Origin of the sequence: Streptosporangium jomthongense (assembly GCF_042650425.1) — a bacterium.
Taxonomy (GTDB): Bacteria; Actinomycetota; Actinomycetes; order Streptosporangiales; family Streptosporangiaceae; genus Streptosporangium.
Window position 1 is genome coordinate 35,354 of sequence record NZ_JBHSBC010000041.1, and the last position, 14,385, is coordinate 49,738.

General features: G+C 70.8%; 11 protein-coding genes. 6 read left to right on the forward strand and 5 right to left on the reverse strand.

Going from position 1 to position 14,385, the window contains the following annotated elements; all coding sequences use genetic code 11:
* Window positions 1–3 precede the first annotated feature (3 nt).
* The gene (locus ACFOYY_RS33740) at window positions 4–1,824 is read right to left on the reverse strand and encodes a DUF4407 domain-containing protein (RefSeq protein ID WP_386195150.1); all 1,821 of its coding nucleotides are present in this window, start codon (window positions 1,822–1,824) and stop codon (window positions 4–6) included.
* Between the two features lie 651 nt (window positions 1,825–2,475).
* Here ACFOYY_RS33740 and ACFOYY_RS33745 point away from each other — a divergent pair.
* Together ACFOYY_RS33745 and ACFOYY_RS33750 are read left to right on the forward strand one after the other, a co-directional pair.
* Window positions 2,476–3,147 (forward strand): helix-turn-helix domain-containing protein, encoded by a 672-nt coding sequence (locus ACFOYY_RS33745; protein WP_352015751.1) that lies wholly within the window; start codon window positions 2,476–2,478, stop codon window positions 3,145–3,147.
* Window positions 3,144–4,169 (forward strand): zinc-binding alcohol dehydrogenase family protein, encoded by a 1,026-nt coding sequence (locus ACFOYY_RS33750; RefSeq protein WP_386195152.1) that lies wholly within the window; start codon window positions 3,144–3,146, stop codon window positions 4,167–4,169. The genes ACFOYY_RS33745 and ACFOYY_RS33750 overlap by 4 nt, the downstream gene beginning before the upstream one ends.
* Before the next feature lie 123 nt (window positions 4,170–4,292).
* Here the strand turns inward: ACFOYY_RS33750 and ACFOYY_RS33755 are convergent, their stop codons facing one another.
* On the reverse strand, window positions 4,293–6,677 hold the full coding sequence (locus ACFOYY_RS33755) for a M4 family metallopeptidase (protein WP_386195154.1): 2,385 nt from the start codon (window positions 6,675–6,677) through the stop codon (window positions 4,293–4,295).
* A 432-nt stretch (window positions 6,678–7,109) separates the two neighbouring features.
* Here ACFOYY_RS33755 and ACFOYY_RS33760 point away from each other — a divergent pair, with 432 nt between their 5' ends.
* A complete protein-coding gene (locus ACFOYY_RS33760) occupies window positions 7,110–7,889 on the forward strand; it encodes an IclR family transcriptional regulator (protein WP_352015754.1) in 780 nt (259 codons plus the stop codon).
* Here the strand turns inward: ACFOYY_RS33760 and leuA are convergent.
* Window positions 7,886–9,628, reverse strand: coding sequence for a 2-isopropylmalate synthase (gene leuA / locus ACFOYY_RS33765; protein WP_386195200.1), 1,743 nt, complete (start codon window positions 9,626–9,628; stop codon window positions 7,886–7,888). The two genes, ACFOYY_RS33760 and leuA, sit on opposite strands and share 4 nt — an antisense overlap.
* 199 nt (window positions 9,629–9,827) lie before the next feature.
* Between leuA and ACFOYY_RS33770 the strand changes: the two genes are divergently transcribed.
* From ACFOYY_RS33770 to ACFOYY_RS33780, 3 genes are all read left to right on the forward strand, one after another.
* A complete protein-coding gene (locus tag ACFOYY_RS33770) occupies window positions 9,828–10,523 on the forward strand; it encodes a FadR/GntR family transcriptional regulator (protein ID WP_386195156.1) in 696 nt (231 codons plus the stop codon).
* A 49-nt stretch (window positions 10,524–10,572) separates the two neighbouring features.
* The gene (locus ACFOYY_RS33775) at window positions 10,573–11,370 is read left to right on the forward strand and encodes a GNAT family N-acetyltransferase (RefSeq protein ID WP_386195157.1); all 798 of its coding nucleotides are present in this window, start codon (window positions 10,573–10,575) and stop codon (window positions 11,368–11,370) included.
* Window positions 11,371–11,517: 147 nt separating this feature from the next.
* On the forward strand, window positions 11,518–12,645 hold the full coding sequence (locus ACFOYY_RS33780; RefSeq protein WP_386195158.1) for a right-handed parallel beta-helix repeat-containing protein: 1,128 nt from the start codon (window positions 11,518–11,520) through the stop codon (window positions 12,643–12,645).
* A gap of 2 nt (window positions 12,646–12,647) precedes the next feature.
* Here the strand turns inward: ACFOYY_RS33780 and ACFOYY_RS33785 are convergent, their stop codons facing one another.
* Window positions 12,648–12,863 carry a hypothetical protein gene (locus ACFOYY_RS33785; protein WP_352015758.1) on the reverse strand — a complete coding sequence of 72 codons (216 nt, stop codon included), beginning with the start codon at window positions 12,861–12,863 and terminating at the stop codon, window positions 12,648–12,650.
* A 209-nt stretch (window positions 12,864–13,072) separates the two neighbouring features.
* Complete coding sequence (locus ACFOYY_RS33790) at window positions 13,073–14,311, reverse strand: MFS transporter (RefSeq protein ID WP_386195160.1); 1,239 nt, start codon at window positions 14,309–14,311, stop codon at window positions 13,073–13,075.
* Window positions 14,312–14,385: the final 74 nt, after the last annotated feature.

The window sequence follows — 14,385 nt, forward strand, 5'->3', positions numbered from 1 at the left end:
TTCTCAAGGAGATGGATTGCGGTCGATCCGGGTCCCCGAGACGCTCCGGCCAGGGCCGCGGATGTCCTCGCGTCCCCGGTCGTAGCTGTCCCGTGTGTTCAACCGGTCGAGGTCGTACCTCATGTCGATCTTGGCGATGTGCGAGTCGCGCAGACGCTGCGTCTCGTAGGCCTGGCTGTAGGCCAGTTCGCGCAGCCGCCTTTCGTAGACGGTCGGGCCGCCGAAGAGCTTGACGCTGAGCGGCAGCAGGTCGAGCAGCAGGATGGTGACCCGCAGCACCCACGGCAGGGCGACGACGACGGCGCTGCCGCTGTTGTCGATGAAGTCGTGCAGGGCCTGCTCCTGGGCGACCCAGCCGACGTTCCTGCGCACGTCGGCGCGTTCGGCCTCCCGGTTCGCGCGTTCCTGGCCCTCGTAGACCTTGAACTCCCTGCTGACCGAGTCGCGGGCCAGGTCGCACCTGCCCTGGGCCGTGACGTACTCCCGCTGGGCCTTGTTGTAGTCGGCCTCCAGCTTGGTGGCGATCGGGCCGAACCCGACGGTGCCGCTGAGCCCCTCGCCCCTCCTGCCGAGCGACTCGTCCTGCTTCTTCTTCAGCGCGGCGTCGCGCACCTTCTCCTTGCTCCTGGCGGTCGCGCACAGTTCGACCCGGTCGTACTTGGCATCGAGCTGTTTGCGTTTGTCCTGGTCGGCCGCCTTGAACGTGGCGTCGAGCCGGTCGGCGCGCGCGTTCTGGTTGAAGGCGAGCTGGTCACGGACCTCGGAGTGGAAGATGAGCAGGGTCACGGCCTCGGCGATGACGAAGGAGACGCCCAGGGCGAGGACTCCACGCATCACGTAGGTCAGCCAGCCGGGCTTCCTGACCTTGCCGACCGGATCGAGCAGACCGGTGGCGTCGGTGCCGGACAGCACCTTGCCGTAGCTCGGCTCGGCGACGATCGACCGGTCGACCCAGAAGATGAGAATGCCCCAGATGGCCGCGAACGGCAGGACGGCCAGGGAGAAGCCACCGCCGATGACCGAGGCGAAGACCGCGAACATCGTGGCGGCGACGAAGGAGACCAGGCAGACGAAGACGCCGATCGTCGAGTACCGGTACAGCTCGCTGCGGTTCGGGATGAGGGCGGGGTCGGCGCCCGCGCACCACAGGAAGGGACGCGACAGGCGGGGGACCCGGTAGGCGGTGATGCCGGTGAAGTCGGTGTCGAGCCGGGACGGGGCACGCACCGGCGCCGGCTGCGGCGTTGTGGGCGGCGGGGACTCCCGTCGCCGTCTCAGCCCGGACAGCCTCCCGGAGAGCGATCCCGACAGGCGTTCGTAGGCGGCGCCGAGTCCCCGGGGGCGTTCCTCCTCGTCCTCGTGGACGAGCTCACGCGTGCCGGGACGGTCACGGCCGGCATCGCGGTCTGCGCCGCGGATCGCGGAGAACACGTCCGTCGGGTCGTTGGCGGTCCACTCGCTGTAGTAGGAGCCCGGGCTCGGCTCCGGGGTCGTCGGGGCCTGCGCCGCGCCCGGCACCGCGTCGTCCGGCTCGCCCACGCCGGAGGCGGCCCGGCGACCGGCCGGGCTCCGGTAGGCGCGTGTCCCGTTGGGACCGCCGGGCAGGGGATGCTCAGGACCGCTCTCCCGCCCGTCCCCGTTCCCGTCCGCGGGCTCGACGCCGGAGTCGCCGCCGGTGAGCACGGTGCCCACCCGCACGGGCTGGGTCTCGTCTTCCTGAGAGGCCGGGGGGTTCGGGGGGCTCTGACCGTTGCGCGAGGGCGGCGACCAGGTGAAGTCGCCCCCCGGCGCGGCGTAGTCACGGAACCGGTTGTCTTCCGTCATCGGCTCAGCAGCACCTCAGGTCCGGTGTCGAATCCATCGTGGGGCCCGGCCTCGTGCTTCCCGGCGTCCGGCCCCCGGCCGTCCTCGCGGAGGCCGCCCCTCGCCCTGCCCAGGCACCTGCCGGTCCCGGTCACCGCTCCGTGCGGCCGCCCCGGGGCCCATGCCGGAACAATGCAATATGCCCACCGATCTAATGCATATATATGAGGGTTTATAGTACGGCCCACATTTACCCCAAACGAGGGACCCCCGGGAAGAGTTCCGGGGCGTGGCCCAGAACCTTGCTCGCCAAAAGCCGCAAATCACCACTTCTCCGGACTCTACCCCTCAGAGGGCCGGGACGCGCGGAGAAGCCTCACGACGCAGGTCACACCGCATGCCTGGCACTACGAAGCCGTTCAAAAAGAACGTACATCACCATAATTACCAAAAGTGGCATTACAGGATACCCGGCCGTCGCGTTCCGGGCGCGACCCCGGCGGCCTTTCTCCAATCGACAGGACCCCCTCGCTTTACAATGTAGATTTTGCGAGATCCCCCATGCCTCCTGCCACGGAGCCGGGGCCGGATTAGGGCGGCCCACCGGGGGGAGGCAGGCAGAAAGAGCGCGCCGGAGCCCCGGACGCCCCTCACCTGCCATTGGAGACTGCGATGACCGAACGTGCGACGGCACCCGGCGACCTGGGCCGACGGGTGACCGGCAGACGCGAGGAGCTCGGCATGACCCGCGAACGCCTGGCCGCGCTGGCCGGGATCGACTCCGGATACCTCGGCTATCTGGAGGAGACGACCGCCTCCCCGACCGCGGAGACCGTCAGACGGCTGGCCGCCGCCCTGGACACGAGCCCGGAGGAACTGCTCGGCGGCACCGTCGACCTGCCGCCCGGCCACGGGGCTCCCGGCCCCCACGCCCGTCTCGAACCCCTGGGGACCGAGGAGTGCCTGCGGCTCATCGCCCCGGGGGGCGTCGGCAGGGTGGCCTTCGAGGAGGCGGGCGGTCCCGCGATCCTGCCGGTCAACTACGTGCTGCGCGAGGGCGCGGTGATCTTCCGTACCTCCCTGGGCGGCACCCTGGACGAGAGCCTGCGCACGGGTGTCCGGGGCGTCGAGTTCAAGATCGCGTTCGAGGTCGACCGGATCGACGACGTCAACCGCGAGGGCTGGAGCGTGCTGGCGCGCGGCGGCGCCCACCACGTCACCGGCGAGGAACGGGAGGCGGCGGCCGGATCCGGGGTCGCCCCCTGGGCCGGCGGAGAGCGCGACCTGTACATCAAGATCGTCCCAGTGGAGATCACCGGGCGGCGGATCAGGAACACCCCGTGACCCTGGGCAGGAGCCCGGCCGGGATGGACGCCTGGGTCGTCTCCCGCCCTGGGCCGATGGCCACGCGCCCCCTGGAGCGGGTCCGGCTGCCCGTCCCGGAACCGGGTCCCGGGGAGGTGCTGGTCGAGGTCGAGGCGTGTGCCGTCTGCCGTACCGACCTGCACCTGGCAGAGGGGGACCTGCCCCCCAGACGGCCGGGGACCGTGCCCGGCCACGAGGTCGTCGGCCGGGTGGCCGGGCACGGCCAGGGGGCCTCCCGGCTGCCACGCGGCACCCGGGTCGGCGTGGCCTGGCTCCGCTCGACCTGCGGGCGCTGCCGCCACTGCCTCAGGGGGGCGGAGAACCTCTGCCCGTCGTCCACCTACACCGGCTGGGACGCCGACGGCGGCTACGCCGGATACCTCACCGCCCCGGAGGACTACGTCCACCCGCTGCCGCAGGGGCCGTCCGCGGAGAAACTCGCCCCGCTGCTGTGCGCGGGGATCATCGGCTACCGTGCCCTGCTCCGCAGCGACCTGCCCCCCGGCGGCAGGCTCGGCGTCTACGGTTTCGGCGCCTCGGCGCACCTGACCGCGCAACTGGCCGTGGCGCAGGGCGCGACCGTGCACGTCATGACCCGCTCGGCGCGGGCCCGCGAGCTGGCGCTGCGGCTGGGGGCCGCCTCCGCGGCGGAGGCGGCACAGGCCCCGCCGGAGCCGCTGGACGCGGCGATCCTGTTCGCGCCCGCCGGAGAGCTGGTGCCGGTCGCGCTCGAAGCCCTGGACCGGGGCGGCACCCTCGCCGTCGCGGGCATCCACCTCAGCGACATCCCCGTGCTGGACTACCGGCGCCACCTGTTCCAGGAGCGGACGCTGCGCAGCGTCACCGCCAACACCCGCGCCGACGCGCGGGCCTATCTGGAGCTCGCCACCGGACATCCCCCCGAGGTGACGACCGTCGCCTATCCCTTCGAGGCCGCCGACCGGGCGCTCGCCGACCTGGCCGCCGACCGCGTCGAGGGCGCCGCCGTACTGCTGCGCTGACCCGCCCACGCGAAACGGTCACCCGCCCTGGGGCGCGTGACCGTTCCTGGAAAAGAGGTACGGCGGGCGGCCATGCCCGCCCGCCGTACCCGGTCTTCAGTTGTGTGATCGATCAGTCAGAGACTAGATCGCCTGCCACAGCGCCGGGACGATCGGCGGCTCCCAGCCAGGCAGGGAGGTGTGGCTCTGGAGGCAGCGGTAGCTGGCGCCGTTGTAGGTGACGACGTCACCGGCGTTGTACTGCTTCCACTCCTGCCAGGTGGTGCCGCCCGTGTCGCCGTTGACGGTCAGCGCGAAGCTGGTGCCGTGGGCGGCCGAGGCACCCGTGCCCGTGAGGGTGATGGTGTAGTTACCAGCCTGGACGCTGGAGGAGGCGGAGATGTTGACCGTGGAGGACCCACCGGCGGTGACGCTGGCCGGGCTGAAGCTCACGGTGACCCCGGAGGGGGCGCCGCTGGCGCTCAGCGAGACGTTCTGCGCGTTACCGGAGGTGACCGCGGTGGACAGCGTGGCGCTCGTCGACCCACCGGCGTTGACCGTCGCGGAGGACGGGTTCACCGACACCGAGAAGTCGTCCTGGCCGGGCTGGCCGGTGACGGACAGCTTGAAGGTGGTGGAGTGGCTGACCGAGCTGCCCGCACCGTTGACGGTGATGGTGTAGTTGCCCGTCGGGGTGCTCGCCGAGGTGGCGATGCTGACCGAGGACGACTGACCGGCGGTGACGCTGGACGGGCTGAAGCTCACGGTGGTCCCGGAGGGGGCACCGGTCGCGGTCAGCGCGACGTTCTGCGCGCTACCGGCGGTGACCGCGGTGTTGACGGTCGCCGAGGCGGACGCGCCGGCCTGGACGCTCACCGTGGCCGGGTTCACCGCGATCGAGAAGTCGTTCGGGTTCTGGATGGTGCAGGAGGGCTCACCGGAGACGGCCGGAACGCTGACGGCGGTCCAGGCGGCCTTGACGGCGTTGAACTCGGTGCAGCTGTTGGGGAACTGCTGCTTGGCCGCGGTCAGCGTCGCCGAGCGAGCCCGGGCGTGGGTCAGGCTGGAGGTGGTCCGCAGCTGCAGCGAGGCCAGGTAGATCTGGCCGGCCTTCTGGATGCCGATGCCGGTCAGGCTGGACGGGCCACCACAGACGGGGCTGTTCGGCTTGCCGCCGCCGGGGTTGGTTCCCTCGGCCAGCAGGTAGAACCAGTGGTTCTGCGGACCGGCCGCCGCGTGCACCTCGGTGTTCGGGATCGAGGAGCTGTAGCAGTCCGGGTCACCGTTGGTGCTCGGCTTGTACATGTAGCGGATCGGCCCCTGGCCGACCAGGTTGACCTCCTCGCCGACGGTGTAGTCCGCGGGGTCGTTGGAGTTGTTGGCGTAGTGCTCGAGCAGGGCACCGAAGATGTCACCGGTGGACTCGTTGAGGCCGCCGTCCTCGTTGCCGCCGCCACCGCCGCCGCCGGAACCGGCGAACTGGTAGATGGCGTGACCGTACTCGTGGCCGACGACGTCCATCGGGGTCGCCTGCTGGGTGTTGGCCTGGTTGTGGCCGAAGTTGGTGTAGGAGCCGTTCCAGAACGCGTTGACCTGGTTCAGGCCGACCCGCGCCGGGAAGCCACCACCACGGCCGTTGAAGCCGTTGTAGTTGAACCAGTCCTTGAGCATGTCCCATTCCTTCTGCGCGGCCCAGTAGGCGTCCACGCAGGCGGTCTCAAGGTTGGTTCCCTGGCCGTTGCCCCAGCTGTCGGTGCTCTTGGTGTACGGCGTGCCGCCCTGGCCACCACACGCCAGACCGCTGCGGGTGTTGTCCCGCATCGTGTAGGAGGGGGTGGTGGCGATGGTGACCTGGCCGTTGTAGAAACCGTTGCCGGTTCCCATCTTGACCGCGTCCCAGTTGCTCAGGATCGAGCCGTTCAGCGCGTCGACGTAGACGTGCTGGACGCTCGGGGCGGTCTTGGAGCTGCCGCTGACGACGACTTCCCAGGCCAGGCGGGGCGCGCCCGTCTCAGCCAGGGCGTGCACGACCAGCTTGGGCGTGGTGACGCTTTCGACCTTGGCCACCAGGGTGCGCGCCTTGTTCGCGGCCTTGCGCGCCGAGAGCGAGGGCTTGACGTCCAGGTTCAGCTCGGTCTTCTGCGCGGTCTCAAGGGTCGAGACCTTCAGGCCCGCGCCGTCGGTGGCGACGACGACGCCACCGCCGTAGACCGGCAGCCCCTTGTAGGTGCGGTTGTAGGTGAGGTACTGCGCACCGCCGACCGAGGTCGCCTTCTCCAGGGAGAAGACGTCGTCCTCACTCTTGACGAGGCTCTTCTCCTGGGCGGCAATGGCCTTGCCCGCGAGGGCGATGGCGTTCTTCTGCCCCTGGGGGGTCGGCTTGGTGAAGCCGGGTGCGGCCGCCGTTATAGTGCGGTCCGCGGTGTTCGCCGGTGCCGCGGTGGCGCTCGTGGCGCTCACGATCGACGTAGTGGTCATGGCTGCGGCCGCCAGCATGGCCACCGCGCCCAGTTTGACCTTGGGATTCACGCGGGGTGACTCCTCTCGGTGTCCCTTGGGGGGTTAGAGGGATGCAAGGAGCCCTGACAGTTGGGCTGGACCAAAGCTGACACCGAGGAGGTACGGCGGAGTACCCCACGAATTTCCATAACTTCGCGATATAGAACGACGGGGCATTGAAACATGGCTGATGGGGTCGGACGCCCTGTCCGATACCGGTCGCCACCGGCGGGCCATCTCATTACGCCATACCTTCTTGAGCATCCTGCCGCGGCAGACACCCTCACGCGCAGGCCGCCCTGGGACATGCCCGGGAGGAGGGGACCAACCCTCCCGTTTTTCACCACTAAAGTAGCAGGAAATGCGCTTTATCCCATAATGTGGGAACAAAACCACGCAAAGCAGGTGATAAGCCCGGACCTCAACCCGGTGACATGCGGATATTTCCTATATCGTGGGAATATGGAGAAGAGCGGGGTCCCGTCCGGCACGCAGGCCGTACAGCGGGCCATGAGCGTGCTGGCCTGCTTCAGGGACGGAGGTCCCACGCTGAGTGCCTCCGACCTCGCCCGCAGGACAAGGCTGTCCACCTCGACCGCGCACCGGCTGGCCCGCGCGCTGGTGTCGACCGGTTTCCTCGAACAGGACGCGCGGACCTCCAGGTACCGTCTCGGCCCCTCGATGACGGAGCTCGGCCGTCTCTCCTTCCACCAGCGGGGTCTGCACCGGGTCGCGCCGGAGCTCGGCCAGCTCGCCCACGCCACCTCCGCCACCGTCGACTTGGCGATCCGCAACGGCCCCCACGCCGTGATCCTGATCGGCGGCTCGGTCGACCCGGATGACGGAACGGGCCTGCGCAGGCCGCTGCACTCGACCGCGCTCGGAAAGGTCCTGCTCGCCTGGGCCCCGCCGGGAGAGGACGACGTCGCCGCGCTCGGCCCGCTGCGGCCGCAGACCGAACGCACCATCGTCGACCCGGAGGAACTGCGCGCCGAGATAGAGCGGGTACGCAAGGCCGGATACGCCCTCAACGACGGCGAGTCCTCCCACGGGATCAGGACCCTCGCGGTCCCGGTCCTGGACCGGGCGGAGCAGGTCAGGTACGCGCTGGCCGTGCGCTCGACGCCCGAGGTCATCACCGACACGCGGATCGGCTGGTTCGCCATGCACGCGCGGGCCTGCGCCAGGGCGCTCGAAGTGCTCCTGCTGCCGCCGGAGGAACGCAGGATCACCGACTTCTAACCCGTTTCCGGGGAACGGCCGGAGCCGAAAGCGGCCGCCCCGTCCCGGGCGCCCTCGGGAGAGAGCACGGCGTTGACGGCGGAGAGCACGGCGAGCACGGACGCGGTGAGCACCGAGGCGTCGAGTCCGACCCCCCAGCGGGTCACCCCGCCGATCCGGCACTCCGCGTAGGCGGCTGCGTGGCTGTCACGGCCCTGTCCCAGCGCGTGCTCGGCGAAGTCGAGGACGTCGATCTCGATCCCCACCTCCGCCAGGGCCCGGGTCAGGGCCGACAGCGGCCCCTGCCCCGTCCCCGTGTGCTCGGCCCGTTCCCCGCCGACGCGGAACTCCCCGGTGAAGAGGTGCGTGCCCGGCTCGGGCTCGCGCACCCGCCAGGAACCGAGGGTCACCGGGCCGCGCCGGTCGAGATACTCGGCCCGGAAGAGGTCCCACAGTCCCTCCGCGCCGATCTCGCCGCCGTCGCGGTCGGCCGCGCGCTGCACCGCCCCGGAGAACTCGATCCGCAGTCGGCGCGGCAGGTCCAGGCCGTGGGCCGTCCGCAGCACGTAGGCGACACCGCCCTTGCCCGACTGGCTGTTGACCCGGATGACCGCCTCGTAGTCGCGGCCCACGTCCGCGGGGTCGATCGGCAGGTACGGCACGTCCCAGGGGGCCCGTTCCACGGGGACGCCCAGCTCGGCGGCCCGCCTGGCGTGATGGGCCAGCCCCTTGCCGATGGCGTCCTGGTGGGTTCCCGAGAAGGCCGTGTAGACGAGGTCCCCGCCGTACGGGTGGCGTTCGTGGACCCGGATGCGGTTGCAGTGCTCGACGGTACGGCGGACGCCGTCGATGTCGGACAGGTCGATCATCGGGTCGATCCCCTGGGCGTGGAGGTTGAGCGCCAGGGTGACCAGGTCGACGTTGCCGGTGCGCTCACCGTTGCCGAACAGGCATCCCTCGACGCGCTGCGCCCCGGCGAGCAGGGCCAGTTCCGCGCACGCGACGCCGGTGCCCCGGTCGTTGTGGGGGTGGACCGACAGGATGACGCCGTCACGGCGCGCCAGGTTGCGGTCCATGTACTCGATCTGGTCGGCGTAGACGTTGGGGGTGGCGATCTCGACGGTCGCCGGGAGGTTGTGGATCACCGGCCGGTCCGGGCAGGCGTCCCACAGCTCCGACATGGCGTTGCAGACCTCCAGCGCGTAGTCGGGTTCGGTGAGGTTGAAGACCTCGGGGGAGAACTCGAAGCGCACCGAGCCCTCCGGCATCGCGTCCGCGCCCCTGGCGACGTCCCGGCCCGCCGCCAGGATGAGGTCGCGCAGCTCGTCGCGCTCCCGGCCGAGGACGACCCGGCGCCAGGTAGGCGCGGTCGCGGTGTACATGTGCACGACCACGCGGCGCAGGCCCGCGACGGACTCGTAGGTCCGCCGGATCAGGTCGGCGCGGGCGGCCGTGAAGACGACCACGGTGACGTCGTCGGGCACCAGGTCCTCCTCGGCCAGGTGGCGGACGAAGTCGAAGTCCGTCTGGCTGGCGGAGGGGTAGCCGACCTCTATCTCCTTGAACCCCATGGCGAGGAAGAGGTCGAACATGCGGCGCTTGCGGGCGGGGTCCATCGGCTCGGCGAGGGCCTGGTTGCCGTCGCGCAGGTCGACCGGCACCCACAGGGGGGCGTGCTCGATCCGGCGAAGAGGCCAGGTGCGTTCGACCGGCGGCAGCGGGACGCGCTCGTGCGCCGGGCGGTAACGGAAGGAGGGCATCGCGCTGGGGCGCTGGGTGTTCCAGATCACGGGGGTTTCCTTTGGGCCGTCGTGGTGACCGGCGGCACAGCGGCACTCCGCGACGGGGTGCCGGTCAGGTCAGGCCCCGCCGCGGCGGCCGAGAAGGAGAGCACGCGGTGTCATGCCGGGTAGACTAACCCCGAAACAACTCCTCAGACAACCTGAGAGGTTTGGACAGGTGACACTGAATCCCCTGACCCGCAGCCCGCTGGCCGACCAGGCGGCGCGGACGCTGCGCGAACAGGTCGCCTCGGGGCGCTGGCCGGTCGGCACCAGGCTCCCCGGAGAGAACGAGCTGGCCAAACAGCTCGGCGTCGGCCGCTCGACCGTGCGTGAGGCCATCCGCGCGCTGGCCGGGGCCGGGATGCTGCAGACCCGGCAGGGGTCCGGGGTGTTCGTCGTCGCCGTCCGGCCGGTCGAGGATCTGCGGACCACACTGCGCCGCGCCTCGGCCGTCCACCTCTTCGAGGTCCGCGCGCTGCTGGAGGTCGAGGCGGCGGGGCTGGCCGCGCTGCGCAGGGACGACGACGACCTCACCGCCCTGGACCACGCGCTGGCCGCCCGGCACGCCGCGGCCCCCGGCGGCGACGAGGAGTTCGTCGCCGCCGACGTCGCACTGCACGCCGCGGTCGTGGCCGCCGCGCACAACCCGGTGCTGACCGAGCTGTTCTCCGCCTTCGAGCCCGCGCTGCGCGACGGCCTGGTCGACCTGGTCAGGCTGCTCCCCCTGCGCCACGACCGCCCCGACCCCGGCGCCGACAGCCACACCGCCCTGGTCGACGCCGTACGGCGAGGTGAGGCCGGACGGGCGAGCGAGATCATGCGGCAGGAGGTCGAACACAACCTGACCCTGCTGAGAAACGCGAACGACTGATCACCAGGACGGTCCCGGCTAAGGTGTCGCGGCGAGGAGGTGCGTCGCCGTGGACGGTGAGAGGCCGGTGAGGGAACTGCAGGAGAGAGCGGCCCGCGCCCTGCCCGTCGAGCACGTCAGACCCCTCGGAGAGTGGTCGCTGCGCCACACCCGCGGCCCCTCCTGGTGGGCGGGAACGGTGCTGCCCCACGGCGACCCCGGTCCCGGTGACCTCACACGGGGAATCGTCGAGGCGGAGGCGTTCTACGCCGGTCACCGTACGAGATCGCGCTTCCAGATCAGCCCGGCGTGTCCCGGAGACCTCGACCCCCTCCTGGCTGAGCGCGGCTACCTCAGGGTGAACGCGGTGTCGTTACAGGCCGCGCCCACCACACGGGTGCTGGAGCGCCTCGGGGACGCCCCGCTTCGGATACGGCTGGACGAGCGGCCGACAGCGGAGTGGTTCCGAACCTGGCAGGCCGTGAACGGCCGGGGCGGTTCCCGTGCCGAGTGGGACATGCTCACCCGTCTGGACCTGCCGTGCGCCTACGCCTGCGCGGTGGCCGGCGGCGGGGTCGTCGCGGTCGGCAGGGCTGTCGCCGACACCGGCTGGACCGGGGTGTTCGGGATGGCCACCCTCCCCGGGGCCAGGGGAAGGGGCGCGGCCCGCGGGGTACTCGCCGCGCTGGCCCGCTGGGCCGCAGAACGCGGAACGGCCCGCATGTACCTACAGGTCGAGCCGGGCAACGCCCCGGCCCTGCAACTGTACGGAAGGGCGGGCTTCGAGGAGGTGTGCGCCTACCACTACCGCGTCGCCCGCCGGGAGAAGGCGTCCGGCGTTTCCGATCCAGTAGCGGAAAAGCTTTAACGACGGCATTGGCGGCACAGGTTTTCTGACTTCTCGAATCAGCGCGGATCATGCAGTCTTTGGCCTTGCGCGTTCTTCGGTCAAGGAATTCGCATCGGCCCGGCCAAAACGCCCGGACGATCCGCCCAAAACAGAGAAGAGACCACCGTGAATTATGGAAAAGAACCGGGGAAAAGGCACGTTTTAAAAACGGCCGCCTTCACCCTGGCCCTGACGGCCGCGCTGGCCGTGCCCTCGCCTTCGGCCGCGGCCGACGAGGAGGTCGGCTGCGGCGCCGTACTGACCTCGGACGTGACCCTCACCCGGGACCTGAACTGCGCCGGTGACGGGCTGACGATCGGCGCGGACGGCGTGACCGTCGACCTCGCGGGCCACAGCATCGCCGGAGACGGTACCGGCAGGGGTGTCGCCGTCGGCGACAGGAAGGGCGTCGCCGTACACGACGGCGTGATCAGCGGGTTCCGCCTGGGGGCCGAGGTCGTCGGCGGCGCGGCCGTCTTCTCCCGGGTGAGGTTCGCAGGCAACGCGCTGAGCGCGGACCAGGCCGCCTCCCTGACCCTGGTCGGCCCGCGTTCCGCCTGCCTGGCCGAGGGGATCGACGTGACCGGCTCCTCCGTCCTGACGATCGACCGGTGCACCGTGCACGGACGGCTCCAGGGGACGAACGGGCACGGGTGGACGGTCAAGGGCAGCGTGCTGAGCAACGGCTACCTTGAACTCGCCGAGAGCGGCTCCAACGTCTTCAGCGGCAACCTCTTCGACGGCTTCCCGGTGAACCTGACCGAGCGGAGCAACGACAACCTCTACACCGACAACGTCTTCACCAACGCCCAGGTCGGCTTCCGTGCCGAGCACTCGGCCGGCGCCCCGAACAGGGTCGAGAACAACGTCTTCAAGGCCAACCGCTACGGCATGACCTTCTGGGTCAGCTTCTCCAACGTGTCGGTGAGCGGCAACAAGTTCGAGGGCAACCGGGTGGCCGGAATCCTCATCGACCCCATCCGCTTCACCGGGGTCACCCCCTACCCGGTCAGCGGGAACACCTTCGTGCACAACGGCCTGGCACCGCTCGGCGCCGTCGACAGGGACGGCGACCCCATCAAGGACGGTGTCCACGTCTCCGGCACCGAACAGGCGCCGGTCGAACTGGCCCGCAACGACGGCACGGACAACGGCGGATTCGTCATCTGGGGACGGGCGGGCGAGGTGACCGACGGCGGAGGCAACCACGGCCCGTGCGGCCCCAGGAACGACCCCGGCCTGAACTGCTCCTGACCTCAGACCCGTTTCCAGGAGTTGCGCATCCACCGGGCCTGGTCGTCCGTACGGTCGAGGAAGGTCTGGAGGAATCCGCAGGAGACACAGGCATAGAGATCCACCTTCTCGGTGTGGAGCATCCCGAACAGAGCGGTCGGAGTCTCCAGACGGGTCGACGCGGTGTAGATCTCCTCGCCTCCGCAGACCGCGCAGACGCCGTTTCTCATGTCTGTCATTGCCGCATGATAATGCGCGCGTGTGAGAGGAAGGGAGTGTTCTCCGGGCCCGGAGGGGGCCGTGACCATAACCTTTTGTCATTCGATTAGAGCGTGTCTTCCGTGAAACGGCCTCCGCGGGAATTCCAGCGGAGGCCTGAACACGCGGCCACGATGACGGTCGTGTGTTCACCGCCCGCTGGACGCAGGAACGCCGGCCCGGCGGCGGGTCAGAGCCTGGCGGCGAACCAGCCGACGGGCGCCAGGAGAACGGCCATGACGAGCAGGAAGGCCAGCGACGCCGTCCACGTGCCGGTCGCGTCCCGCAGCAGTCCCGCGGCCAGCGGACCGGCGGCGGCCATGAGATAACCGCAGCCCTGCACCACGCTCGACAGCCGGTCGGCGTGCGAGGGCCCGCCCGCCTTGGCTGTGATCATGGCCAGGGCCAGCGGGAACGAGGCGACGCTGAGCCCCAGCAGGAGCGCCCACGCGTACGGCGCCGCCCCCGGCGCGACCAGCAGCCCCGTGAACCCGGCGGCGCCCGCGACCCCGCAGGCCGCGGCGTACCACGCCTGGCTCCGGGAGGTACGCGCCAGGATCGACACCGTCAGGCCCGTGGGCAGGCTGACGAGCTGGACGAACGACAGCGGCAACCCCGCGTCGGCCGGGGCGGTCCCCGCCTCGGTGAGGACGCGGGGCAGCCAGGCGAGCACGACGTAGAAGACGACCGACTGCAGCCCGAAGAAGACCGCCAGCGCCGCCGTGGTCAGCCGCCGCACCGGCCGCCGACCGGCGTCCGCCTCCTGCGTGGCCTGGGAGTCCGGTACGGTCACGGCGCCGCGCGGGGTGGCGCGGGCCAGAAGCGCCAGGGGCACCGCGGCGGCCAGGGCGGGCAGCGCCCACACCGCCAGGGCCGGGCGCCAGCCGTGCGTCAGGTCGTCCAGCGGTTTGGCCAGGGCGGCGGCGAGCATCGCGCCGCCGCCGATCGCGGAGGCGTACAGGCCGGTCATCGCCCCGGTCGCCGTGGGGAAGCGCCTCTTGACCACGCCGGGAAGCAGCACGTTGCCGATGGCGATGGCGATCCCGACCAGGACGGTCCCGAGGAGAAGGGCCGTGGTCGCGCCCGCGCCGCGCAGCAGGATGCCCGCCGCGAGCAGGGGCATCGTCGCCATGAGCGCCCGCTCGGCGCCGAACCTTCGGCTGAGCGCGGGGGCGAACAGGGCGAAGACCCCGAAGCACACCAGCGGCAGCGTGGTCACCAGGGAGATCGCGCCCGCGCCCAGCCCCAGCTCGGTCCCGGCCTCCCCGGCGAGCGGGGAGAACCCGGCCAGGGCGGGGCGCAGGTTCAGGGAAAGCGTGACGACGGCGGTCACCGCGACCACCGTCGTCACGATCTCCGCCCGGCCCCTCCCCCGGGCCGTTCCGTGGACCCCCTCCTGAGCCGTCGTCTCCTCCACGCCGCCTGTCATGGCTCCCCTTCTCCCCCGCCGGGCTCCGGCGTTCCCGCTGATTCGCCCGGGTTGTCCGGTGCCACCATGCCAGA

Excerpts from the sequence above, each read along its gene's own strand:
- ACFOYY_RS33745 (WP_352015751.1), top strand. The coding sequence starts at position 2,476 with ATGACCGAACGTGCGACGGCACCCGGCGACCTGGGCCGACGGGTGACC.
- ACFOYY_RS33740 (WP_386195150.1), bottom strand. The coding sequence starts at position 1,824 with ATGACGGAAGACAACCGGTTCCGTGACTACGCCGCGCCGGGGGGCGAC.
- ACFOYY_RS33760 (WP_352015754.1), top strand. The coding sequence starts at position 7,110 with ATGGAGAAGAGCGGGGTCCCGTCCGGCACGCAGGCCGTACAGCGGGCC.
- ACFOYY_RS33785 (WP_352015758.1), bottom strand. The coding sequence starts at position 12,863 with ATGACAGACATGAGAAACGGCGTCTGCGCGGTCTGCGGAGGCGAGGAG.
- ACFOYY_RS33790 (WP_386195160.1), bottom strand. The coding sequence starts at position 14,311 with ATGACAGGCGGCGTGGAGGAGACGACGGCTCAGGAGGGGGTCCACGGA.
- leuA (WP_386195200.1), bottom strand. The coding sequence starts at position 9,628 with ATGCCCTCCTTCCGTTACCGCCCGGCGCACGAGCGCGTCCCGCTGCCG.